The organism is Paracoccus sp. T5 (assembly GCF_048538155.2).
Lineage (GTDB): Bacteria > Pseudomonadota > Alphaproteobacteria > Rhodobacterales > Rhodobacteraceae > Paracoccus.
On record NZ_CM135809.1, the window covers coordinates 2,238,509 to 2,260,387 of the forward strand.

20 protein-coding genes are annotated in these 21,879 nt (G+C 70.6%); 9 read left to right on the forward strand and 11 right to left on the reverse strand.

Annotated elements, in window-relative coordinates; all coding sequences use genetic code 11:
* Positions 1-4: 4 nt before the first annotated feature.
* From ACNR9W_RS11070 to ACNR9W_RS11110, 9 genes are all read right to left on the reverse strand, one after another.
* The gene (locus ACNR9W_RS11070; protein WP_419267256.1) at positions 5-598 is read right to left on the reverse strand and encodes a flagellar basal body-associated FliL family protein; all 594 of its coding nucleotides are present in this window, start codon (positions 596-598) and stop codon (positions 5-7) included.
* Between the two features lie 10 nt (positions 599-608).
* Complete coding sequence (locus ACNR9W_RS11075) at positions 609-2,090, reverse strand: flagellar hook-length control protein FliK (RefSeq protein WP_419267255.1); 1,482 nt, start codon at positions 2,088-2,090, stop codon at positions 609-611.
* A gap of 67 nt (positions 2,091-2,157) precedes the next feature.
* The gene (locus tag ACNR9W_RS11080) at positions 2,158-2,565 is read right to left on the reverse strand and encodes a hypothetical protein (protein ID WP_419267254.1); all 408 of its coding nucleotides are present in this window, start codon (positions 2,563-2,565) and stop codon (positions 2,158-2,160) included.
* Entirely contained in the window at positions 2,562-3,935 is a 1,374-nt protein-coding gene (locus ACNR9W_RS11085) for a FliI/YscN family ATPase (protein WP_419267252.1), read from the reverse strand. Before ACNR9W_RS11085 ends, ACNR9W_RS11080 begins: the two co-directional genes overlap by 4 nt.
* A complete protein-coding gene (locus ACNR9W_RS11090) occupies positions 3,932-4,708 on the reverse strand; it encodes a FliH/SctL family protein (protein ID WP_419267251.1) in 777 nt (258 codons plus the stop codon). Before ACNR9W_RS11090 ends, ACNR9W_RS11085 begins: the two co-directional genes overlap by 4 nt.
* Positions 4,709-4,738: 30 nt before the next feature.
* Entirely contained in the window at positions 4,739-5,749 is a 1,011-nt protein-coding gene (fliG, locus tag ACNR9W_RS11095; protein ID WP_419267250.1) for a flagellar motor switch protein FliG, read from the reverse strand.
* A 12-nt stretch (positions 5,750-5,761) separates the two neighbouring features.
* Positions 5,762-7,486 (reverse strand): flagellar basal-body MS-ring/collar protein FliF, encoded by a 1,725-nt coding sequence (gene fliF, locus ACNR9W_RS11100; RefSeq protein WP_419267249.1) that lies wholly within the window; start codon positions 7,484-7,486, stop codon positions 5,762-5,764.
* Between the two features lie 28 nt (positions 7,487-7,514).
* Entirely contained in the window at positions 7,515-7,817 is a 303-nt protein-coding gene (gene fliE, locus ACNR9W_RS11105; protein WP_419267248.1) for a flagellar hook-basal body complex protein FliE, read from the reverse strand.
* 10 nt (positions 7,818-7,827) lie between these two features.
* A complete protein-coding gene (locus tag ACNR9W_RS11110; RefSeq protein ID WP_419267246.1) occupies positions 7,828-8,985 on the reverse strand; it encodes a sigma-54 interaction domain-containing protein in 1,158 nt (385 codons plus the stop codon).
* A 379-nt stretch (positions 8,986-9,364) separates the two neighbouring features.
* On the opposite strand from ACNR9W_RS11110, the gene ACNR9W_RS11115 reads away from it, so the two are divergent.
* The 9 genes from ACNR9W_RS11115 (at position 9,365) to ACNR9W_RS11155 (ending at position 19,812) form a co-directional block, all read left to right on the forward strand.
* Positions 9,365-9,670 (forward strand): hypothetical protein, encoded by a 306-nt coding sequence (locus ACNR9W_RS11115; protein WP_111299240.1) that lies wholly within the window; start codon positions 9,365-9,367, stop codon positions 9,668-9,670.
* 114 nt (positions 9,671-9,784) lie between these two features.
* Positions 9,785-10,993, forward strand: a complete 1,209-nt coding sequence (locus ACNR9W_RS11120) for a chemotaxis protein CheA (protein WP_419267244.1) — start codon at positions 9,785-9,787, stop codon at positions 10,991-10,993.
* Positions 10,993-11,817 carry a CheR family methyltransferase gene (locus tag ACNR9W_RS11125; protein ID WP_419267243.1) on the forward strand — a complete coding sequence of 275 codons (825 nt, stop codon included), beginning with the start codon at positions 10,993-10,995 and terminating at the stop codon, positions 11,815-11,817. The genes ACNR9W_RS11120 and ACNR9W_RS11125 overlap by 1 nt, the downstream gene beginning before the upstream one ends.
* On the forward strand, positions 11,814-12,914 hold the full coding sequence (locus ACNR9W_RS11130; protein ID WP_419267242.1) for a protein-glutamate methylesterase/protein-glutamine glutaminase: 1,101 nt from the start codon (positions 11,814-11,816) through the stop codon (positions 12,912-12,914). The genes ACNR9W_RS11125 and ACNR9W_RS11130 overlap by 4 nt, the downstream gene beginning before the upstream one ends.
* A complete protein-coding gene (locus ACNR9W_RS11135; RefSeq protein WP_419267240.1) occupies positions 12,911-13,435 on the forward strand; it encodes a chemotaxis protein CheW in 525 nt (174 codons plus the stop codon). The genes ACNR9W_RS11130 and ACNR9W_RS11135 overlap by 4 nt, the downstream gene beginning before the upstream one ends.
* On the forward strand, positions 13,435-14,163 hold the full coding sequence (locus tag ACNR9W_RS11140; RefSeq protein ID WP_419267239.1) for a ParA family protein: 729 nt from the start codon (positions 13,435-13,437) through the stop codon (positions 14,161-14,163). The genes ACNR9W_RS11135 and ACNR9W_RS11140 overlap by 1 nt, the downstream gene beginning before the upstream one ends.
* Positions 14,160-16,181, forward strand: a complete 2,022-nt coding sequence (locus ACNR9W_RS11145) for a methyl-accepting chemotaxis protein (RefSeq protein WP_419267238.1) — start codon at positions 14,160-14,162, stop codon at positions 16,179-16,181. Before ACNR9W_RS11140 ends, ACNR9W_RS11145 begins: the two co-directional genes overlap by 4 nt.
* A gap of 50 nt (positions 16,182-16,231) precedes the next feature.
* Positions 16,232-16,636 carry a response regulator gene (locus tag ACNR9W_RS11150; protein WP_111299227.1) on the forward strand — a complete coding sequence of 135 codons (405 nt, stop codon included), beginning with the start codon at positions 16,232-16,234 and terminating at the stop codon, positions 16,634-16,636.
* Positions 16,637-16,683: 47 nt separating this feature from the next.
* Positions 16,684-19,812 carry an Hpt domain-containing protein gene (locus tag ACNR9W_RS11155; RefSeq protein WP_419267237.1) on the forward strand — a complete coding sequence of 1,043 codons (3,129 nt, stop codon included), beginning with the start codon at positions 16,684-16,686 and terminating at the stop codon, positions 19,810-19,812.
* Positions 19,813-19,836: 24 nt separating this feature from the next.
* On the opposite strand, the gene ACNR9W_RS11160 is transcribed toward ACNR9W_RS11155, so the two are convergent.
* Together ACNR9W_RS11160 and ACNR9W_RS11165 are read right to left on the reverse strand one after the other, a co-directional pair.
* Complete coding sequence (locus tag ACNR9W_RS11160; RefSeq protein WP_419267236.1) at positions 19,837-21,018, reverse strand: acetyl-CoA C-acyltransferase; 1,182 nt, start codon at positions 21,016-21,018, stop codon at positions 19,837-19,839.
* An 11-nt stretch (positions 21,019-21,029) separates the two neighbouring features.
* Positions 21,030-21,797 (reverse strand): 3-hydroxyacyl-CoA dehydrogenase, encoded by a 768-nt coding sequence (locus ACNR9W_RS11165; protein ID WP_419267235.1) that lies wholly within the window; start codon positions 21,795-21,797, stop codon positions 21,030-21,032.
* Positions 21,798-21,879 lie beyond the last annotated feature (82 nt).

Consider the following 21,879-nt stretch of genomic DNA (forward strand, 5'->3'; position numbering starts at 1 on the left):
CGGACTACTGCAGGATGAAGGAGGGGAAATAGACGCCCTCGACGCCGCCAAAGCCTTCCAGCTGTTCAAGGCGGGTGTTGATCGCGTCGCGCAGCACCTGCGCCAGCAGCTCGCGCCCCTCGATGCCGGCGATGTCCTCCTCGGTCAGGCTGCCGATGGCCGCCAGCATGTCCGACCGCAGCGCGGCCTTGTGCGTCTCGACATGGGCCATGACGGTCGCGTCATACTGGGTCGACAGCGAGACCCCGATCTGCAGGAAGCGGCGCGATCCGGCCGGGTTGGTGGTCAGCGGCTCCTCGAATTCGTAGTAGCTGGTGACGAAGGGATTGGTCTCGGGCAGCGGCTTGGCGACCTTCTGCATGCCCCCCTCGCCCTCGACCGTTTCCTCGGCGGGGGTCGCGCTCGGGCGCTCGATCAGGCGCAGCGCCTCGTCCATCGCGCTTTCCTTGCGGCCGAACTGGTACCAGCCCGCGCCCAGGCCCAGGCCGATGCAGACCAGCGCGCCAAGCGCGCCCTTCAGGATGCCCTTGGCGCCCTTGCCCTTCTTGGGTGCGGGGATGTCGGCTTCGGGTTCTGCGGCTTTGGCTGGAGGGGGCACTTGAGGGACCTCATGCGATCAGGTTGACGATGCCGCAATGCTGCGGCGCGAGGACCCGGCCCGAGGGCAGGCCGGTATCCGCACCGGCCCCGCCGGACTGCGGGCGGCCATGGCGCCCGCCCCAGCCGCCGCCCGGGTTCGCCTCATGTCCTGCAAGGTTCATGCCGCCACGGGCCAGGTCCAGCGCCAGCTGGCGTTCGCCCTGCGACAGCAGCCGCGCCGCCTCGGGTGTGTCGGTCTGGAACTGGACGTTGGTGCGATCGCCTTCCACGGTCAGGGTGATGCGCATCCGGCCCAGTTCTTCGGGGGCCAGGTCGACGACCATGGTGCCGCCATCCGCCCCCAGTTCGGCCAGGGTCATGGCGATGCTGCCCGTCCAGTGGGGACGCATCATGTCCAGCGGCTGCGCGGTGCCCGGCAGGGGCGCAGCCATTGTTGGCGCGCCGCCTGGCGCGGGCGCCGCGGGCAAAGGGGCCGCGCCGGCCGGGACGGCGTCCGGGACCGGTGCGACGGAAAGATCGGCCTCCACCTGGGCCGGTCGCGCGCGCGGATCGTCCGGCAGGCCCGGGGCCGCGGCCGGAGCGGCGGCGCCCGCCGGCGCATCCTCCGGCAGCACGACAGCCCGGCCCGGATCCGCGGCGACAGGCGCGGCAGGCGCCGAACGCACCGCGCCCATGCCTCCGGAGGGTGCGCGCCCGGGTGCAGGGGCGCTGCCGCCGGGGGTCGGCAGGGGCACGGACAGGGCCACGCCCGATGGCGCGGTGGGCGGTGAGGTCGTCGCCTTGGCCGCTTCAGCCTCGGTCGGCGCAGGTTCGGCATCCGGTCGGGGACCAGGTTTGCGCGGGCCAGGGACGGCAGGGGCCGGAACCCCGCCGGCCTGCGGAATCCCCGAATGGACCGGCTCCCCTTCGGCGGGACCGGGCCGGGGATCGGCATCCGCAGCCTCCGTTTCGGTAAAGGCTGCACCCTCTTCCGGTTCGATTGCCGCCGGAACGGGCTGCTCCTGCCGGCCGGGCGCTTCTGCGGCACCCTCCTCCGGCAGAGCTGCAGGCAGACCCGCGTCCAGCAGGGGCGCTGTCCCGTCGCCCCCGTCGCCGCCCGGTCCTGCATCGGGACCGGGTCGTTCAGTGATCTCTGTCCCAGATGCCGCCACCTCGACCGCCGCCGCCGGGTCTCCTGCCCCGCGCGGGGCCGGCCCTGTGGGCGGGATCAGCGCGGCGGGAAGGACCTGCAGCCAGTCCTGCGGCAGCTCCTGCTGCGGCGCCGTTTCGGCAGCCTCGGCCGGGACCACGGCACGCAAGGGCGTCGGGGCGGGGACAGAGGCAGGCCCCTCCCCCGCGCCCCCGGTCAGGCCCGCCGCCTCCAGCGTCGCCGCAAAGGGGGTGGGCCTGTCGCCCGCCTCCGCATTGCGCGGCAGGCAGGAGGCCGGCCCAGGCATCCGACGTTCCGTTCCGACCGGGGACATGTCCGTGGACAGGATCATCTGGTTCATCTGCTCTTGTTGTGGTTTCGGTTGCCTGACCGAACATCTGCAAGTCGGGTGCCAGAACGGGCGCGGCTCAGGGATTTCTGCGCACGGGCGTCAGGGCGGCGGCGCGGGCTTCCGCCTCGGCCGCAGCCTCGGCCCGGGCGGCGGTGGCGGCATCCGCGCTGAGGCGGCGGCGCTGGTCGTGCTGGCCGATCAGCAGGCGCAGGCGCTCGGCCTCGTGCCGGGCCTGTTCGATCCGGCCCTGCTGGCGGTCGGCCTCGGCGGCAAGGCCCGCCGCCAGCAGACCCGCGTCGCGCAGGGTCGCGGCCGCGGTGACGCCTTGGCGCGGCGCCAGATCGTCCCTCATGCGGCTCAGGCGCTGGCTCAGCGCCTCGGCCTGCCGGACCTGGCCCAGCACCGCAGCATGATCGCGCGAAAGGGCGGCCAGGCGCGCGGCCTCGCGCCGCGACATCAACTCAAAGATGCGGGCGCGGCTCACGATGCGCCTCCGCCCCCGTCCCCGTCCTGCGCCATCAGCGCGACCAGCGCCGCGCGGCTGTCGGCCAGGCTGGTGCCCTCGTCCTGGCCCTGCGTGATCAGCGCGCAGATCTGTGGCCAGAGGCGCAGCGCCTCGTCCAGGACCGGGTCCTGGCCGGCCGCATAGCCCCCCATCATCACCAGGTCGCGGTTGTCCAGATAGGAGGCGATCAGCCGCCGCAGCCGCTGCGCCGCCGACAGGTGCTGGGGGTCGACGATGTCGCTCATCACCCGGCTGACGGATTGGGGAATGTCCACGGCGGGATAAAGCCCCATCTGCGCCTGCCGCCGCGACAGGACCAGGTGCCCGTCCAGAATGCCGCGCGCGGTGTCCACCACCGGGTCGTTCGTGGTGTCGTCGCCATCGGCCAGAACGGTGCAGATCGCGGTGATCGTCCCCTGCCCCGCCAGCCCCGGCCCCGCGCGTTCCAGCAGCGTCGGGATCATCGCCACGACCGAGGGCGGATAGCCCTTGGCGGTCGGCTGTTCGCCCAGGGCCAGGCCGATCTCGCGCTGCGCATGGGCGACGCGGGTCAGGCTGTCCACGATCAGCAGCACGCGCTGTCCCTGGGCGCGGAACCATTCCGCGATGGCCATGGCCCGGCGCACCCCGCGCAGCCGCAGCAGCGGCGACCGGTCCGCCGGCACCGCCAGCAGGCAGCTGCGGGCCGCGGCCTCGCCCTGCATCAGGCGGCGGGCGAAATGGCCGACCTCGCGTGCGCGCTCGCCGATCAGGGCGATCACCACCACGTCGGCGGCGGCCTTGCGGGCCATCATCTCGATCAGGACCGACTTGCCCACGCCCGACCCCGCGACGACGCCGATCCGCTGCCCCTCGCCCAGGGTCAGGGCGGCGTTGATGGACCGCACCCCCACGTCCAGCGGCTGATCGACGGGGTCGCGCATCAGCGGGTTCAGCTGCCGGCCGTGCAGGGGCCAGCTGTCCGTCGTGCAGGGATCGGGACGGCCGTCCAGCGCGGCGCCGCGCGCGTCGATCACCCGGCCCAGCAGCTGGGGACCCACGCCGACATCCTGTCCGCCCGCGACCAGCCAGGCCTCGGCCCCCGCCTCGATCACCGCCTGCGGCTCGGTCAGGAACAGCAGGTTGCGGCCATCGCGAAAGCCCACGACCTCGGCCAGGGTCGGCGTGCCGTCCGTGGTGGCGATGCCGACCAGGGCGCCGGGGCTGGCGGGAAAGCCGGTCGTCTCGACCGTCAGCCCGTCATAGCGCAGGACCCGTCCCGAGATGCGCACCCGCGCCCCCGGCAGGCTTCCCATCTGCGCAATCAGGCCCTCCAGATACCCCGCCCCGGCGATCTGCGGCTGCATCATGGTGCCTCCTCCGCGAAGGTACCGGCATCGTTCAGGTCACGCAGCAGGTCGACCAGACGCAGGCCGGGCGCGTGCAACTCGGCATCGCCGCGCGCCAGGGCCGGGTCGGGCAGCAGGCAGGACGCCGCCAGCCGCGCCAGCTCGGGCGCGACGGGACCGGACAGCAGGGGGGCCACCACGGCCAGGTCGTCCGGGTGCAGGTGAACGACGACCTCTTGCAGGCCTTGCCCCAGGCGTTCGATCAGGGCCGCGACACGGCGGGCAAAGGGGCCCGGCATGCTGTCGATGGCCCGCCCTGCCCGGGCGGCAGCCAGCGTCAGGACGGCGCGGTTCAGCGCATCCGTCAGTTCCTGCAACCGGGCGGGCGCGGGATGGGTCAGCGCCGCCATCGCCGCCGCCAGCGCCTGCGCGGCCCGGGCAAGATCCTGGCGTTCGGCGGCGACCTCGGCCTCGGCCTCGGCGCGTCCATGGGCGGCGCCCTCGCGATGCGCCTCCGCCCGCGCCGCCGCCATCTGCTCGGAACTGTAGGTGACGGGGATGGGGCGCGGCGCCGGCGCGGGGGGCTGGATTGCGAGGGGCGCAGGATCGGCGGGCGCAAGATTGGGCGCATGCTCCTCCTCGGGCGCTTCCGCAGGCGAAACGGCAGCCTGCAGGCGGCGGGTCATCGGGTCGCGCCGGGTAAAGCCCGCCGCCTCGGCCGGGGCGCAGAGGCCCGGCGTCAGGACAAAGCCCGCCACCGCGCCCCCTTCGCGCAGGTCAGGTTGAAAGCCCATCGGTCCTCCCGCTTTCCTGGCGCCTCATGGTCACACCATCTCCTCGCCGCCGCGACCGGCCAGCACGATGGTGCCGGCATCGGCCATCTGGCGGGCGACTGCCACGATCTGCTTCTGCGCCTCCTGCACCTCGGACAGGCGGACGGGGCCCAGGGCCTCCATCTCGTCGCGGATGCCGGCGGCGGCGCGGACCGACATGCAGGACAACAGCCGGTCGCGCAGGACCTCGTCCGCGCCCTTCAGCGCCAGGACCAGCCGTTCCGGTTCGATGGCGCGCAGCAGGGTCTGCAGGCTGCGGTCGTCCGACCGGCCCAGGCTGTCGAAGACGAACATGTTGTCCTGGATGGCCACCATCAGGTCCTTGTCGTCCTTGCGGATGTCACGCAGGATCCGCGCCTCGGTCCCGGACCGGGTAAAGTTCATGATCCGCGCCGCCGCCCGGACGCCGCCGATCTGCGAGGCGGCCGAGGTCGAGGTCGCCTTGAACTTGCGCTGCAGCACCTGTTCCAGGTCGCGCAGCGCTTCGGGCGTGACGGAATTCAGCTGGGCGATGCGGCGGATCACGTCGGGCTGCAGGTCCTCGGGCAGCGATCCCAGGACCTGGGCGGCCTGGCCATAGTCCAGGCAGGCGATCACCAGCGCCATGATCTGGGGATGCTCGTCCGCGATCAGCTCGGAAATGCCCCGCGCATCCATCCAGTCCAGCAGCTCGATCGGGCGGTCGCTGCTGTTGGGGCTGATGCGGCTGATGACGGACTGGGCGCGGTCGGGCCCCAGCGCCTCGTTCATCACGCTGCGGACATAGGCATGGGTGCCGTGCCCCAGCCCCGTCTCCGCGGCCAGCTGCGTCAGGAAGCCGTCGACGATGCGGTCCATCTGGTCCTCGGGGACGTGCTCGACGGCATACATCGCGGCGCCCAGGTGCTGGACCTCGGCCGGGCTCAGGTGGCGCATCACCTCGGCGGCGATGCGTTCGCCCAGCATCAGCATCAGCACGGCGGCATCGGAGGTGGCGGGACCGGGGGTGACGGCTGTGGGCATCTGTCGGATCTCCTAGGTGATGTCGCGTTCGGGCAGCATCATCCGGTGCATGACCAGCGCGATGCGGACCGGGTCGTCGGCGCCCAGCTGGCGCAGGACCATCTGCTTTTGCGTGCGGCTGGCATTGCTGCCCATGACGCTGGCCAACAGGTCGCGCTGGTTGCGGTCCAGCCGCTCCTCGATCGTGTCGAGCGTCTCTCCCTCGGCGACCTCGACCTTGGTGGTGGCGGCCAGGACGGGCACCCCGTCGGCCGGCGCGGCCTGGGTCTGGCGCATCAGCAGCGGTCGCACGACACCCAACCCGACGATGGCCAGCAGCGCGATCAGGCCCAGCTGGCGCATCGCGTCGGGCACCCAGTCGTAACTGACGACCTCTCCGGCCATGGCCTGGGCGGGTTCGGCGAAGGGCTGGGCCAGGATCGTGACGCGGTCGCCCCGCTCGGCATCCATGCCGATGGCGGTTTCCGCCAGGCGCTGCAGATCCTCCATCAGGGCCACGGGCAGCAGGGGCGCCGCCGGATCGGCGGGGGCCTCGCCCGCGGGCGTCTCGGCGGCGGGAACCTGTGCGGGCGCGCGGATCACCACGGCGGCCGAGATGCGCTGGACCTGGCCGGTCTCGGCCTTGGTGTTGGCGACGCTGCGGCTGACCTCGAAGTTGCGGGTCGTCCCGGTCGAGCGGCTGCGCACCGCACCCGGATCGCCGCCCTCCGTCGCCGGTGCCTGGGCCAGGTCGGCCTCGACCGGGGGCGTGTTGGCCACGGCGCCGGGGATGCCGCCCGCCGGGGCGTCGCGGTTCTCGGTCTCGGACAGCTGTTCGCTGCGCAGGGCGTTGCCCTCGGGGTCGACGCGCTCCTCCATGATCTCGCGCTGGGTGAAATCCATCGCGGCGGTGACCTCGACCGACAGGTTGCCGACGCCGACGATGGGGGTCAGCACGGCCTCGATCCGGCGGCGCAGCAGGGTCTCGACCTCGACGCGGTGGCGCAACTGGCGGTCGCTCAGGCGGTCGGCGGCATCCTCGTCGCCGCTGGACAGCAGGCGGCCCGCCTGGTCGACCACCGTGACCTCGTCCCGCGCCATGCCGGGGATCGAGGAGGACACCAGATGCACGATCGCCTCGACCTGGCCCGCATCCAGCACCCGGCCGGCGGCCAGCGTCAGGAAGACCGAGGCGCGGGGCGGATGCGTGTCGCGCAGAAAGGCCGACCGTTCCGGCAGGGCCAGATGCACGCGCGCGCCCTGGATGCTGGCGATCTCGGTGATGGAACGTGCCAGGTCCAGCTCCTGCGCCTGGCGCAGGCGGGCCACTTCCAGCGCGCGGCTGGCGCCCATCGGCAGGTCGGTCAGGATGCGGTCGCCGTCCGGCACCGATTGCGGCAGCCCCTGCGCGGCCAGCGACAGGCGCGCGCGATGATAGTCCGCCGCGGTGACGGTGATCTCTCCGGTGGTGCGGTCGATGCGCGCGTCGATTCCGCCCGCCGTCAGGCTTTCGATGACGCGGGCCTTCTCGGCCTCGGCCATGCCGGGATAGAGGGTCGATCGCGGCGGCTCGCGCAGCGTCAGCCAGACCAGCAGGGCCATCGCCGAGACCGCGATCAGCACGATCGAGGGCAGCGCCCGGCGGACGGCCGGCTGCTGGGCAAGGCCCCTCAGGCTGTCGGAGGCGCCGCGCAGCCGGCCAAGGGCCGAAGCGGGCGCGGGCGTCGTGGTGGAACGCGGTGCGGGAGACAGCGCCATCGGATAAATCGCCTTGGACGGGGCCGCGCTACAGCGGCATGTTCATGATGTCGCGATAGGCGCCAAGCGCCTTGTTGCGGACGTTGAGCGTCAGCTGAAAGCCGAGCGAGGCGACCTGCTGGTCCACCATCACGGCGGCCAGGTCGTTCTCCATGCCCATCTCCCAGGCCTTGGCGGATTGGCTGGCCTGCTGCTGCGAGGTGTTCACCTGGTCCACCGCCGTCCTGATCCGGTCACCAAAGCCCGTCCCTTCGTTGGTGGTGGGACGTGCGGGCAAAGAGGGTTGGAGCGGAACGAAGTTGAATCCGGTTCCGATGGGTCCGATCGTCATGGTCGTCGTCTCAGCCTGCCCGCACCAGGGTCACCGGGGCCTGGGGCGCCGGGCGCATCGCCGGCAGGTTCAGGTCGCGGCCGGTGTCGAAGACGATGTCCTCGACCGCGATGCGGGTGCCGTCGCAGAGGACCATGGCGCGCTGCACGACGTTCTCCAGTTCGCGGACATTGCCCGGCCAGGGGTGACGGCAGAGCGCGGCCACCGCAGCGGCATCGAACAGCGGGATCGTGCCCAGGGGCCAGTGGCGGCGCAGCAGCGACAGGGCTAGGGCCGGGATGTCCTCGGGGCGCGAGGCCAGGGGACGGGTCATCAGCGGAAAGACGTTCAGGCGATAGTAGAGGTCCTCGCGGAAGCGGTGGGCATCGACCTCGGCCGCCATGTCGCGGTTCGAGGTGGCGATGATGCGGATGTCGATATCCACCTCGGTCGAGGCGCCCAGGGGGGTGACCTTGCGTTCCTGGATGACGCGCAGCAGCTTGGCCTGCAGGCCCAGGGGCATCTCGGACACCTCGTCCAGCATCAGCGTCCCGCCCTCGGCCGCGCGGATCAGGCCGCGATTGGCGGTGGCCGCACCGGTGAAGGCGCCCTTTTCATGTCCGAACAGGATCGCCTCCAGCATGTTTTCCGGGATGGCGGCGCAGTTGATGGCGATGAACGGCTTGTCCGCGCGCGGGCTGGCGGCATGGACGGCGCGGGCCAGGACCTCCTTGCCGCTGCCGGTGGGGCCGTTGATGAAGACGGTCACGTCGGTGCGCGCCACCCGCGTCGACAGGTCCAGCAGGTTGCCCGTGGCCGGGTCGCAGGCCACCATCGGCCGCAGCGGCGCCGCGATCAGGTCGGCCAGCATCAGCAGGCCGCAATCGGGCGTGTCGTCGCCGGAATGCGCCGGCAGCGCCACGCGCAGCATCCGGCCGCCCATCTCGGTCCCGACGATGAAGACCGCCGCCCCCTCCCGGACCGTCACCACCATGCGGATCGCGGCCGCGCGGGCGCAGTCCAGAACCCGCCGTTCGTCCGCGGCGCCGGCCGCGGGGGCCACCAGGACCGACGCGCCCTGGGCTTGGGCCACGTCGCCCCGCGTCACCAGAAGCCGGCGGCGCGCGAACAGATCGGCAAGCCGCTCTGCGGCGGCGAACCCGTCGTGCAGGATGTGAATGCTGGTCATGATGCCCTCGCTTTACGTCACTTGCAGACATAAAGGCAGGAACCGTGCCACCCGGGCGCAAGGGCGCGAAAATTCGCGCTTCTGTCGGCTTTTCGACCATTCCAGGGCTAAAATGCCCCGATCTGCGGCCGTCACCCTGTCGGAAACCCGAAAACGCCCTCCGGCAGGCGCGGTTGCGACGGAAAACCGACGCGACATCGGGCACCGGCCCCCTCCTTTCGAAGGGGCGGGCCCTGCCAGGCTATCCCCGTCGGCGCAGCCCCTGCCCGATGTCGGGGGCCGCCCTTCCAAAGGATAGCGGCGCTGCCGAAGGGCCGTATCACATTCGGGAAAGGACGGCCGTTCACTGGTCTGATCCAGATCAAGCCAGGGCCGCAGCATGCTCTCCAAGACATATCACCTGAAATTTCCGACCCTCGATGCGGCGCAGATTGCAGCGCCCTTCGTGGTTGAGACACTGGGAAATGCCATTCCGACCTGCAATCTGAGCGCCTTGAACGTCGTCATCTCCAAGGAGGGCGACGTTTCCATCAACCTGTTCTTTCCCAACATCAACGACCTCAAGACCTTCGAAAAGAAGCACGGCAGCTTTCTGGACACCATGAAGAAGACCTTCCTGTTCAGGTCCAACGGCTTCGATGGCGTCTGCATCTTCACCTACGACAGTTCGGAGGAAGCGGCCTGATCACGGCGCGTCCGTCCCCCGACCCCGCCGGCAGCCGGCCGCGCCCGGTTCCCCGCCAACAGAAGCAACCGAAATGACCCACAGCCAGCACCGATCCCGCACAAGAGGCGCAACATGAGCGTCGCGGCACCAGACGCGGCCCAGGACGGCGGCCTGATGCGCGTTCCCTCGGAGCGCATCGGCAAGCTGATGGACCTGGTGGCGGAACTGTCCCTGTCGGTGGCCGAGACGGTCCGGTCGCCTGACCTGGAAGGCCTGGAGCTGTCGCATTTCGAGACCGCCGTCCACCGGCTGATGATGATCGTGCGCGAGGTCCAGGACGCCGCCACCAGCATGCGCCTGCTGCAGATCGACGAGGTCTTCAAGCGCCTGCGCCGGATGATCCGCGAGCTGGAGCGCCAGACTGGCAAGAAGATCGACCTGGTCATCGAGGGCGGCGAGACGCAGATCGACAAGCTGGTGGCCGACCGGCTGTACGACCCGCTGCTGCATGTCCTGCGCAACGCCGCCGACCACGGGCTGGAGCCGGTCGAGGAGCGCCAGAGGACGGGCAAGGCCGATGCGGGCCGCATCCTGCTGTCGGCCGCCCAGGTCGGCAGCGAGGTCCGCATCGTCGTCGAGGATGACGGCCGCGGCCTGGACCGCGACCGCATCCTGCGCAAGGCGCGCGAGCGGGGCCTGTTCGGCCCCGACGAGGAGCCAGAGCCCGGCGCCCTCTGGAAGGTCATCTTCGAGCCCGGCTTCTCGACCGCCGAGAACGTGTCGAACCTGTCGGGGCGCGGCGTCGGCATGGACGTGCTGAACACCACCATGACCGCCCTGCGCGGCCGCATCGGGGTGGAAAGCCTTGCCGGCCAGGGCACCCGGGTGGCGCTGCACATCCCCGTGTCGCTGGCCTTTCTGGACTGCATCATCCTGCGCCGCCGGTCGCAGCTGTTCGCGGTGCCCATCGACGTGGTGTCCGAGATCACCCGCCCCCGCCCCGAGGAGATGCCCCGCATTTCGGCCGATGGCGGGGCCGAGCTGCTGCGCCTGCGCGGCGACAGCATCCCGATCTGCCGGCTGGAGAACTTCTTTGACAGCTTCGTGCCCCAGGACGAGGGCGACACCGGCACGGCACAGGTCGTCGTCGTCTTCAATACACAGAACGGCCGCCTGGCGGTGCCGGTGGACGAGATCCTGGACCGCCAACAGGTCGTCCTCAAGCCGCTGTCGGGCCGCATGACCAGGGTCCGCGCCAGCTATGGCTGCGCCATCCTGGGCACGGGCGAGGTCGCGATGGTGCTGGATTGCGAACGCCTGGTCGCGGGGGGCGGGCGCTGATGAACATCGAGACATCCCTCGAACGCGCCGGATACGAGACGATCCGCGGCTGGCTGGAGCAGCGCTGCGCCATCCACTATCCCGAACACAAGCGGGACCTGCTGCAGCAGCGCCTGTCCCGCGTCCAGCGGGCCTTCCACCTGGCGGCGCTGTCGCAGCTGGCCGCCGAGGTGACCACGGCCAACAACCACGAGGTCCAGATGGCGGTGATCCACGCCGCCTCGACCAACCATACCTATTTCTTCCGCGAGACGGATGTTCTGGAGCATTTCCGCAGCAACGTCCTGCCGGTCCTCAAGAACCGCCGCGAGATCCGGCTGTGGAGCGCCGCCTGTTCCACCGGGGACGAGGTCTATACGCTGGCGATCCTGATCGCCGAGACGCTTGGCATGGAGGCGCTGGCGCGCACCCAGATCCTGGGCACCGACATCAGCGGCCCGGTGATCGAGCGCGCCGAGGCCGGCATCTTTCCCGCCCGCCACCTGGAACAGACGCCCGACCACATCCGCAGCCGCTATCTGCGTCCCGTCGGCATCGAGCAGTTCCAGGTCACGCCCGAGATCCGCGCCGCCTGCACCTTCCGGCGGATGAACCTGAAAAGCTATCCCTATCCGTTCCGCAAGCCCTTCCAGGCCGTCTTCTGCCGCAACGTGCTGTACTACTTTGCGATGAAGGACCAGATCGACGTGATCGAGGCCATCGCCGACGTGACCGAACCGGACGGCATCCTGTTCACCAGCGTCACCGAGACGATGCGCGACATGTCCCCGCGCTGGACCTATGTCACCAGCGGGATCAACCGCCGGACCGGAGCGGGCGCATGAGACGGCCCTGTGCCTCGGACAGGGCGGTGCGCGTCCTGATCGTCGACGACTCGGCGGTGATCCGCAAGGTTCTGGCGATCGGCCTGTCCACCGACCCGCTGATCCAGGTCGTGGGCGCCGCCGCCAGCGCCGAACAGGCCCGCGAGATGATCGGCGCGCTGCGCCCCGACGTGATGACCCTGGACATCGAGATGCCCCGCCTGGACGGCGTCAGCTTCCTGCGCGAGCTGATGCCCACGCATCCGCTGCCCACCGTCATCATCTCCAGCACCACGCAGCGCGGCGCGGCCGTGACGCTGGCGGCGCTGGAGGCCGGGGCGGTCGACATCATCGCCAAACCCTCGATCGGGGTCGGCGAGGGCCTGCCCGCCATCATGGCCGAGATCTGCCAGCGCGTCCGCGCCGCCGCCCATGCCCGACCCGCGACGCCCCTGCCCGACCGGGCGCGGCCTACGGCCCCGCGGCCCGCGACCGGCACCGGCCGGATCATCGCCATCGGCGCCTCGACCGGCGGCGTGCAGGCGCTGGCCCAGATCTTGCAGCCCCTTCCGGCGGATGCACCGGGGATCGTGATCGTGCAGCACATGCCGGAAGGCTTTACCTCTGCCTTTGCCCGGCGCCTGAACGACGCCTGCGCCATCACCGTGCGCGAGGCCCGCGACGGCGATGCGGTGACCAGCGGGCTGGCGCTGCTGGCGCCCGGCGGCAGGACGCACCTGACCGTCAACGGCCGTGCGCCGAACTGGCACGTCTCTCTGGCCGAGGGAGAGCCGGTCTGCTTTTCGCGCCCCTCGGTCGACGTGATGTTCCGCTCGGTCGCGCGCGCGGCCGGCGGCTCGGTCGTGGCCGCGCTGCTGACCGGGATGGGCAAGGACGGCGCCGAAGGGCTGCTGGAGATCCGCAAGGCCGGCGGCACGACCATCGCCCAGGACGAGGCGACCTCGGTCGTCTGGGGCATGCCCGCCGCCGCGGTCGACCTGGGCGCGGCATCCGCCGTGCTTCCGCTGGAGGCCATCAGCGAGGCGCTGCTTGCGGCCACGCGACCCGCCATTCGCGGCACCAGCCGCCACACCCCGCATCAAGGAGTTGTCCGATGATCCCCCAGACCACTGCATCCGGCGCCACAGATCCCCGGCTGATCGACGACCTGGAAACCGACACTATCGCCAACATGTACCTGACCTTCGAGCTGGACGACGAGGAATACGGCGTCGGCATCGCGGGCGTGACCGAGATCGTGGGCATGCAGCGGATCATGCCGATCCCCGACATGCCGGTCTATCTGAAGGGCGTCATCAACCTGCGCGGCAAGGTCATCCCGCTGATGGACGTGCGACTGCGCTTCGGCATGCCCGAACGCCCGCATGACGAACGCACCGTCATCATCGTGATGGAGGTCGAGGAGGCCCCCGTCGGCCTGATCGTCGACCGCGTCCGCGAGGTCCGCGAGATCGCCCCCGACCAGATCGACCGCCATGCCCACAGCGGCCGGGGCGGCGGGCGGTCGATCATCATGGGCATCGGCCGCGTGGGCGAAAGGGTGGCGGTCCTGCTGGACCCGCCGGTGCTGGTGTCGGACGACGACCTGGCGCTGCTGCGCGACCACGGGGCCGCCTGATGCGCCTTCTGATCCACAACCAGAAAGGCGGGGTCGGCAAGACCACGACGGCCGCCAATCTGGGCGCCGCGCTGCTGCGGGCCGGTCGGGCCCGTGCGGTCCTTCTGGCGGATCTGGACCCGCAGATGCACCTGACCGCGATGCTGGGGGCGGGCACGCCCGCCGGAGCCTGGAACGTCGCGGACTGGCTGTCGGGCCGCGCGGGTGCGCCCCGGCCCGTCGCCGAGGAACCCGGCCTGAGCCTGATCCCCGGCGCGGCCCTGCTGCCCGAACACATGGTCCTGCCGGCCCAGGACGTGCCCGGCCGGTGGACGCTGCTGGACAGCGCGCCGGGATGGTCCGCGCAGATCGAGGCGGTCAGCCATTGGGCGGAGCTGGTCCTGTGCCCGCTGGAGCCGGACTTTCTGGGCCTGTCGGGCGCCAGCCGCCTGCTGGCCCGTTTCGACGAGATCGGCGTGCCGCGCAGCCGCATCCGGTTCCTGCTCTGCCGCTTCAACGCGCGGCTCGGGCTGCACCAGGATGTCCAGGCGCGGCTGACCGAACGCTTTGGCCCTGAACTGGTGATGGCGCAGACGGTCCGCAGTTCTGTCCGGATCGCCGAGGCCCCCGGCTTTGGCCGGACCATCTTTGCCCATGCCCCCGGCAGCAACGGCTGCACGGATTACGAACACCTGGCAAAAGGCCTGGCCCCGGCAGGCACGCCGGTCCCCGGAAGGAACGCAGCATGACCGACAAGGACAAACCCGCATCGACCCGCCGCCCCGCGCGCCGGGTCATGGCCCGCGATCCGCTGGACTGGGTCGACCCCGCCGCGGCGCCCGCACCAGAGGCCGAGGCCCCGGCTGAGGCCACCCCCGCCCCCGACACCTCTTGGCCGCAAGCCGCCCCCGAGGCGGTCCCGGATCCGACCGCCGATACCCCGCCCCCTCCCGCAAGCAGCCTGACAGGCACGCGCCCGCAGACCGAAAGGAAAAAACCGATGACTACCAAAGACGCTCACCCTTGGGACACCACCGGTATGTTGGATGCCCTGAATGTCCTGGCGACTCCAATCGTCATCGCGGACAGAGACTATCTCATCCAGTTCGCGAACAGTGCCGCACAGAAGATGTTCGCGGGCATGGAAACGGAACTGCGGCGCGACCTGCCGAACTTTGCTGTCAGCACTCTGGTGGGCAGCTGCATCGACGTGTTCCACAAGAACCCCGACCATCAGCGCCGCATCCTGGACGGCATGGCGGCACCGCATCACGCAAGTCTGGCGGCCGGCGGCAAGACGATCGACTTCACCGTCACACCCATCTTCGAGGCCAATGGGGATGTGCGCTGCCTGATGGTCGAGCTGGAAGATCGGACGGCCGTCAAGGCGCGGGAAACCCAGGTCGAACTGCTGATGAACGAAACCCGGCTCATGGCGGAAAAGCATGCCGATGGCATCATCAGCCACTACATTCCGTTGGACGGCTTTGACGAGGACATGCGCATCGTCGCGGAGGGCACGAACGACATGGTCGCCCGGCATATCGAGACCAAGAAAAAGATCCTGGCCTGCGTGTCCGAATTCGCCAAGGGCAACTTCGATGCGCCGCTGGAGAGGTTCTCGGGCGAGCGGTTCTTCATCAACGACGCCGTCGAGGCGGTCCGCGCGGTCCTGCGCGACATCGCGGCCGAGGTCGAGCGCTTTTGCGTGGGGCTGGAGAAGGGCGACCTGACGGTCCAGGTGAACACCACGAACTTCACCGGCGACTATCGCAAGATCGCCGACACGATGGAACGCGCGCTGCTGTCGCTGAACGGCACGATCACCTCGGCCAGCAAGCAGATCAAGCAGGTGGCCATCACCGTCGAGCAGATGTCCCAGTCCAGCCAGTCGCTGGCCACGAACTCGCAGATCCAGTCGTCGTCGGTGGACGAGGTCTCGGCCTCGGCGGAACAGACGAACATCCAGGTCAAGGCCAACGCGGCCGCCGCCGACAGCGCCTCGCAGCTGGTCGCGGGCACCGCGGGCGTCGCCGCCGAAGGCACCAACAAGATCGCCGAGATGGTCCAGGCGATGGAAGGGATCCGCGCCTCGTCCCAGGACATCGCCAAGATCATCAAGGTCATCGACGAGATCGCCTTCCAGACCAACCTGCTGGCCCTGAACGCCGCCGTCGAGGCCGCCCGCGCAGGTCAGCACGGCCGCGGCTTTGCGGTCGTGGCGCAGGAGGTCCGCAACCTGGCCGGACGTTCGGCCAAGGCCGCGCGCGAGACCTCGGACCTGATCGAGGATGCGGCCACCCGCGTCAAGGCGGGCGTGCGCATCGCCGACGAGGCGCGGGGTGCCTTTACCCGGATCGCGGGCGACATCACCCAGGTCCAGACGCTGGTCGGCGACATCGCCGTGTCCAGCGACGAGCAGTCGCGCGGCGTGGCCCAGATCAACGGCGCCATCGGCGAGATCGCCAAGTCGGCCCTGGCGACCAGCCAGCAGGCGGACGAACTGGCCGCCAGCGCCGCCGAGATGCAGTCCGCCTCCGAGGCGATGCGCAAGGACTTCGAGCGCTTTTCGCTGCGCGCGGTGCAGGAGGCGCGCGACAGCGGCGTCAGCCTGGACGGCCTGCCGCCCGAGCTGATCGCCCAGCTGCGCCACATGATCGCCGCCAGCACGGCCGGCGAGGCACCGCGCCACGCCATGAACGGCCACATGAACGGCGCGGCCAAGGGCAATGCCGACCGCGACGAGCGCGGCTTTGCCGGCTTCTGACATCCCTGCCGGCGGCCACCGCCGCCGGTCCCCCATACGGAGAACCCCAAATGCCCCATAAAGTGATGATCGTTGATGATGCCGCGATGATGCGGCTCTACATCTCCAGCTTCATCAAGGGTCTTCCCGACTTCAAGGTCGTCGCGCAGGCGGCGAACGGTCAGGAGGCCCTGGACAAGCTGGCCAGCGGCGCCGAGGTCGACCTGATCCTGCTGGACATCGAGATGCCGGTGATGGACGGGCTGGAATTCCTGCGCCACGCCAAGCTGAAGACCCGCGCCAAGATCTGCATGCTGTCCTCGGTCGCGGTGGCCGGGTCGCCGCATGCCGCCAAGGCCCGCGAACTGGGCGCGGACGGGGTGGTCGCCAAGCCCTCGGGCACCGTGTCCCACGACCTCGAGGAAAAGACCGGTGGCGAACTGGCCCATACGATGCGGGCTGTGATGGCGGCCTGACGGGCCGCCGCACGGGGCCGCGAGGGCAGCAAGGATGAGGGTGTGCGATGAACGATGAGATGGACGAGATCTGGGTGCTTTTCGCCGATGACGGCGCCCAGGCGATTGACGCGATGGAATCCGCCCTGCTTGCGCTGCAGGATGGGGATCCCGACCAGGCGGCCGGCCATGTCGCCGCCCTGTTTCGCGGCGTGCACACCTTCAAGGGCAATTCGCGGGTGCTGGGGCTGGGGGTCGTCGAAAGCCGCGCCCATCTGGCGGAGGACCTGATCGGTCTGGTGCGCGACGACGGCGTTCCGCTGGACGATGAGATCCTGGACCTGCTGATCGAGACCAGCGACCGTCTGCGCGACATGCTGGACATGGTCGCCTCGACCCGCGCCGATGTCGATCCCGAGGCGACCGAGGATCTGGTCCGCCGTCTGAAGGACAAGATCGCGCGCTGCGCACCGGGCGGCGACGCCGAGCCGGCGCCTGAAGCCGTCGATCCGCCACCGGCCCTGCCGGCCCTGGACGTGGCCGACCTGATGGCCCAGCTGTCGGATGCCGCCCCGGACATGCCCGAGGATCAGCCCGCGTCCCCGGCAGAGGAGCCGCAGTCGGAGGAGGAGGCGCCGAGCGAGGCTGCGGCCCAGGCCGTGCCGCAGGCTGCGGCACCCGAACCCGCAGGCGGATCGCGCCTGGCCGATGATCCGGGCTATCGCAGCATCTTCGACGGCATGGCGTCCGAGGCCATCGAAAAAATGCGCGCCTGCCTGGCCTCGGGCGACATGGCGGCGGCCCGGGTGCAATGCGACAACCTCGACCATGCGGCCAACCACCTGGGGCTGCAGGACTGGTGCGACGTGTTGCGGGCGGGTTCCACGGCGCTGGACACGGCGTCGCTGTCGCAACTGATCGAGACGCTGGTCCGGCTGTCCTCGGCGCAGGAGCCCGCTCGCGCCCCGGTTATTCCCGAGGCGTCAGACGGGTTCTTTGCCCGCCTGAAGGAGCCGCTGGCCATCATCGGCAAGCTGGGCATCGATTTCACCACCGGAGAGCGGCCCGACCCCGAGACGCTGCAGACCGCAGTCCTGACCGTCGCGGGCACCGCCGATGGCGAGGGCTTCGTGCGCGTCTCGGCCGCGGCCCATCCGCTGGTCATCGCCAAGACCGCCGCGGATTACCGCCGGGCCGAACTGCGCCTTTTTGAGGAACTGGCCCTGGTCGAGGCGGTCTATGGCGATGAGGGCCTGGGCGCGGGCCTGAGCCCCGCCGCCCTGCTGGCCAACTGGGCCGCCGACCACATCTTCGACACGCTGGACGAACTGGACGCCACGCTGGAGCGCATGCGCCAGCCGGGCGACCGGGACACGGACGAGGATCACCAGGCTTTGGGGCGGCTGGTGCGCCTGGTCCACCACGCCTGCCGCCACTATCGGCTGGAAACGGCGTCGCAGCTGGCCATGTCGCTGCTGGACCTGTTCGAACGCGGCCATGCCTGCGGCCAGGCGCCCGATGCGATCCTGATGCGGATCGCGCGCGGCTTCATCGACACGCTGGAACTGGTCTTCGACGCCCTGCGCGCGGGGGAAAAGCCCGACACCGACCGGCTGGAGCAGCTGTTCGCCGAAGCCTCGGAAGCCGGTTTCAGCGGCGCGGGCGTGATGACTGCCGCCGCGATCGAACGCAAGCTGGGCCTGCCCACCGAATTCCACCGCGTCCTGTCGCCCGAAAGCACCCGCGCGGCCGCCGAGGCGCTGAAGGCGGGCCTGAGCTTCCACATCCTGCGCGCGGACGTGAACAGCGACAACGACCTGGCCGAGGCGCTGTTCGGGCTGATCGGCGCGGGCACCATCCAGGCCATCACCAACGTCACCCTGTTCCGGGGCCAGGAGACGCTGTTCGACTTCCTGATCGCCACCGCGCTGGACCAGCTGGCGCTGTCGGAAACGCTGGCGCGGCTGGACCCCGGCGGACGGCGGCTGGAGCTGATCCGCCACCTGACGGTGGAGGACCCCGCCACAGGCGCCGAGCCCGCCGAGGGCGAGCGCGAACAATGGTCGCAGGTGTCCTCGGGCGTCGATCTGTCGGCGGGAACGCTGGAAAGGATCGGCGAAATCGCCGCCGGACAGGCGATGATCCACGGCATCATCAGCGAACTGGCCGACAGCGACCTGCCCGAGACGATCAACGCGGTCCTGCGCCATCACCGGGGCGACCCGCGCGAGGCCGCCGCCGCCCTGCGCGGCGTGGCCGAGGAGATGATGACCCGGCTGCGCGACCTGGCGCAGCTGGAGACGCAGCTGCTGGGACAGATGGCGGAACTGCAGCAGACCACGGCCGAGCTGCGCTCGCGTCCCATCGAATCGCTGCTGCGTCCGATGGCGGCGATGGTCGCGACGGAATCCCGCCTGAACGGCCACGAGGCGCATCTGACCACCTCGGGCGAAGGCATGGCGCTGGACATCGCGCTGCTGGACACGCTGAAGCGGGTGCTGCGCCCGCTGGTGATGGCGCGGATTGCCGCGCCCGACCAGGCCCCCAGGCGGCTGCACCTGACCGTCCGGCGCAGCGACGACCAGCTGCTGGTCGCGCTGGAGGATGACGGCGGCGCGCAGTCGGATCGCACACGGATGGAAACCGCCGAAACCGAACTGACCCGCGCCGGCGGCAGCCTGCGGACGGTGCCGCTGCCGGGGGGCGGCCAGCGCCATCACCTGAACCTGCCGATGAACCTGATCGTGCTGGAGGGCATGGTGGTTGGCGCGGGCGGCACCCGCTATGTGCTGCCGGTCGAGGCGATCCGCACGATCCTGCAGCCCGACCCGACGGCGCTGATCGACGTTTCGGTCGGCGGCGGCCAGCGCTGGCTGCGGCTGAGCAAGGACGAGGTCATCGCCATCCGCTCGCTTGGCGCGACGGCGCCCGCCGAGATGGACGAGGACGGGCAGCGCATGTCCAAGGTCCACGTGATCCTGGGCCATGACGGGACCAGCATCGCCATCCCGGTCGACGACCTGGTGGGCCAGCAGCTGGTCCTGCTGCGGCCGCTGCGCGGGTTGATGTCGCGGCTGCGCAACGTGACGGGCGTGGCGCTGCTGTCGGGGGGCGACGTGGGCATGGTGCTGTCGCCCCGGTCGCTGCTGGGCACGCGCGAAACCATCGACGGCGGGCTGTCCTTGGGCGCGGCCTGAGGGGCCGTGACGGGCCCCGCCGCCTCAGTGCAGCCGTTCGATGGCCATGGCGGTGGCCTCTCCCCCGCCGATGCACAGCGTGGCGATGCCCCGGCGCTGGCCATGCGTTTCCAGCGCCGCCAGCAGCGTCACCAGGACCCGCGCCCCCGAGGCGCCGATGGGGTGGCCCAGCGCGCAGGCGCCGCCATGGATGTTGACGGCGTCATGCGACAGCCCCAGGTCGCGCATCGCGGCCATGGCAACGACGGCAAAGGCCTCGTTCACCTCGAAGAGGTCATAGTCGCCGGTGGTTGTCCCCGTCCGGTCCAGCAGCTTGCGCACCGCGCCGATGGGGGCGGTCGGGAACAGGTCGGGACGGTCGGCATGGGTGGCATGGCCGATGATCCGCGCCCGCGGCGTCAGACCCCGACGCTCGGCCTCGGAGGCGCGCATCATGAGCAACGCCGCCGCCCCGTCCGAGATCGAGGAGCTGTTGGCCGCCGTCACGGTCCCGCCTTCGCGGAAGGCCGGCCGCAGCGACGGGATCTTGTCGGGCCGTGCCTTGCCCGGCTGTTCGTCCACGGCGACCGTGCTGTCGCCGGCGCGCCCCTTGACCGTCACGGGCGCGATCTCTCCGGTGAAATGCCCCGCCGCGATGGCCTTCTGCGCACGCGTCAGCGAGGCGATGGCGTAATCATCCTGTTCCTGCCGCGTGAACTGATAGGCGCCGGCGCAATCCTCGGCAAAGGTGCCCATCAGGCGGCCCTTGTCATAGGCATCCTCCAGCCCGTCCAGGAACATGTGGTCCATGACCTGCCCATGTCCCATCCGATAGCCGCCGCGCGCCTTGGGCAGCAGATAGGGGGCGTTTGACATGCTCTCCATCCCGCCGGCCATGACGATGTCGGCCGACCCCGCCAGGATCAGGTCATGGCCCAGCATCGCGGCCTTCATCCCCGACCCGCACATCTTGTTGATGGTGGTGGCACCCGCCGACAGCGGCAGGCCCGCCTTCAGCGCGGCCTGGCGGGCGGGCGCCTGCCCCTGGCCTGCGGGCAGGACGCAGCCCATGATGACCTCCTGCACCTCGGCCGGGTCCAGCCCGGCCAATGCGGCGCCGATGGCGGTGGCGCCCAGGGTCGCGGCATCCGCGCCCGCCAGGTCGCCCTGAAATCCGCCCATGGGCGTGCGGGCGGCGCCGACGATGACGATTGGATCTGCGGTCATTGGTGATCTCCTCACTTCGGCGCCATGCGCAGGGCGCCGTCCAGGCGGATGGTCTCGCCGTTCAGCATCTGGTTCTCGACGATGTGGCGGACAAGGGCCGCATATTCCTCGGGCGCCCCAAGGCGCGAGGGGAAGGGCACGGTGCCGCCCAGGCTGTCCTGCACCTCCTGCGGCAGGCCGGCCATCATCGGCGTGGCAAAGATGCCCGGCGCGATGGTCATGACCCGGATGCCGTGGCGCGCCAGTTCGCGCGCGGCGGGCAGCGTCAGCGCCGCCACGCCGCCCTTGGAGGCCGCATAGGCCGCCTGCCCGATCTGCCCGTCAAAGGCCGCGATTGAGGCGGTGTTGACGATCACGCCACGTTCTCCGTTGTCGCCCGCCGGGTTGCGCGACATGGCATCGGCCGCCAGTCGCAGGATGTTGAAGGTGCCGACCAGGTTGATCTGGATAGCGCGGGAAAAGCTGTCCAAGCCATGCGGCCCCTCGCGCCCGACGATCTTTTCGCCCGGTGCGACGCCTGCGCAACTGACCGCCACATCCACGCGGCCAAAGGTCCGCAGGGCCTCGGCCATCGCGGCCTCTCCGTCGGCCGCAACGGTGACGTCGGTGCGCAGAAAGCGGGCGTGGGGGCCCAGTTCCTCGGCCATGGCGCGGCCGGCGCCCTCGTTCACATCCAGCAGCAGCGCGCGTGCGCCTGCGCCTACGGCCATGCGCGCGACGGCGGCGCCCAGGCCCGAGCCGCCGCCGGTGATGACGAATGTCCTGTCCTGGATCTGCATGTCCCGTTCCCCCTCGCCCCGCGTCGGCAGGGGCCTCGGGCGGCAGGGTAAGCGCCCGGGCATTGCATGCAATGACATTCGC

What these genes read in the sequence shown, in the direction of transcription:
- ACNR9W_RS11150 (WP_111299227.1), top strand. Translation starts at nt 16,232, where the DNA reads ATGCCCCATAAAGTGATGATCGTTGATGATGCCGCGATGATGCGGCTC.
- fliE (WP_419267248.1), bottom strand. Translation starts at nt 7,817, where the DNA reads ATGACGATCGGACCCATCGGAACCGGATTCAACTTCGTTCCGCTCCAA.
- ACNR9W_RS11090 (WP_419267251.1), bottom strand. Translation starts at nt 4,708, where the DNA reads ATGGGCTTTCAACCTGACCTGCGCGAAGGGGGCGCGGTGGCGGGCTTT.
- ACNR9W_RS11135 (WP_419267240.1), top strand. Translation starts at nt 12,911, where the DNA reads ATGATCCCCCAGACCACTGCATCCGGCGCCACAGATCCCCGGCTGATC.
- ACNR9W_RS11140 (WP_419267239.1), top strand. Translation starts at nt 13,435, where the DNA reads ATGCGCCTTCTGATCCACAACCAGAAAGGCGGGGTCGGCAAGACCACG.
- ACNR9W_RS11085 (WP_419267252.1), bottom strand. Translation starts at nt 3,935, where the DNA reads ATGATGCAGCCGCAGATCGCCGGGGCGGGGTATCTGGAGGGCCTGATT.
- ACNR9W_RS11155 (WP_419267237.1), top strand. Translation starts at nt 16,684, where the DNA reads ATGAACGATGAGATGGACGAGATCTGGGTGCTTTTCGCCGATGACGGC.
- ACNR9W_RS11110 (WP_419267246.1), bottom strand. Translation starts at nt 8,985, where the DNA reads ATGACCAGCATTCACATCCTGCACGACGGGTTCGCCGCCGCAGAGCGG.
- ACNR9W_RS11160 (WP_419267236.1), bottom strand. Translation starts at nt 21,018, where the DNA reads ATGACCGCAGATCCAATCGTCATCGTCGGCGCCGCCCGCACGCCCATG.
- ACNR9W_RS11145 (WP_419267238.1), top strand. Translation starts at nt 14,160, where the DNA reads ATGACCGACAAGGACAAACCCGCATCGACCCGCCGCCCCGCGCGCCGG.
- ACNR9W_RS11165 (WP_419267235.1), bottom strand. Translation starts at nt 21,797, where the DNA reads ATGCAGATCCAGGACAGGACATTCGTCATCACCGGCGGCGGCTCGGGC.
- ACNR9W_RS11120 (WP_419267244.1), top strand. Translation starts at nt 9,785, where the DNA reads ATGAGCGTCGCGGCACCAGACGCGGCCCAGGACGGCGGCCTGATGCGC.
- ACNR9W_RS11075 (WP_419267255.1), bottom strand. Translation starts at nt 2,090, where the DNA reads ATGAACCAGATGATCCTGTCCACGGACATGTCCCCGGTCGGAACGGAA.
- fliF (WP_419267249.1), bottom strand. Translation starts at nt 7,486, where the DNA reads ATGGCGCTGTCTCCCGCACCGCGTTCCACCACGACGCCCGCGCCCGCT.
- ACNR9W_RS11130 (WP_419267242.1), top strand. Translation starts at nt 11,814, where the DNA reads ATGAGACGGCCCTGTGCCTCGGACAGGGCGGTGCGCGTCCTGATCGTC.
- ACNR9W_RS11125 (WP_419267243.1), top strand. Translation starts at nt 10,993, where the DNA reads ATGAACATCGAGACATCCCTCGAACGCGCCGGATACGAGACGATCCGC.
- fliG (WP_419267250.1), bottom strand. Translation starts at nt 5,749, where the DNA reads ATGCCCACAGCCGTCACCCCCGGTCCCGCCACCTCCGATGCCGCCGTG.
- ACNR9W_RS11115 (WP_111299240.1), top strand. Translation starts at nt 9,365, where the DNA reads ATGCTCTCCAAGACATATCACCTGAAATTTCCGACCCTCGATGCGGCG.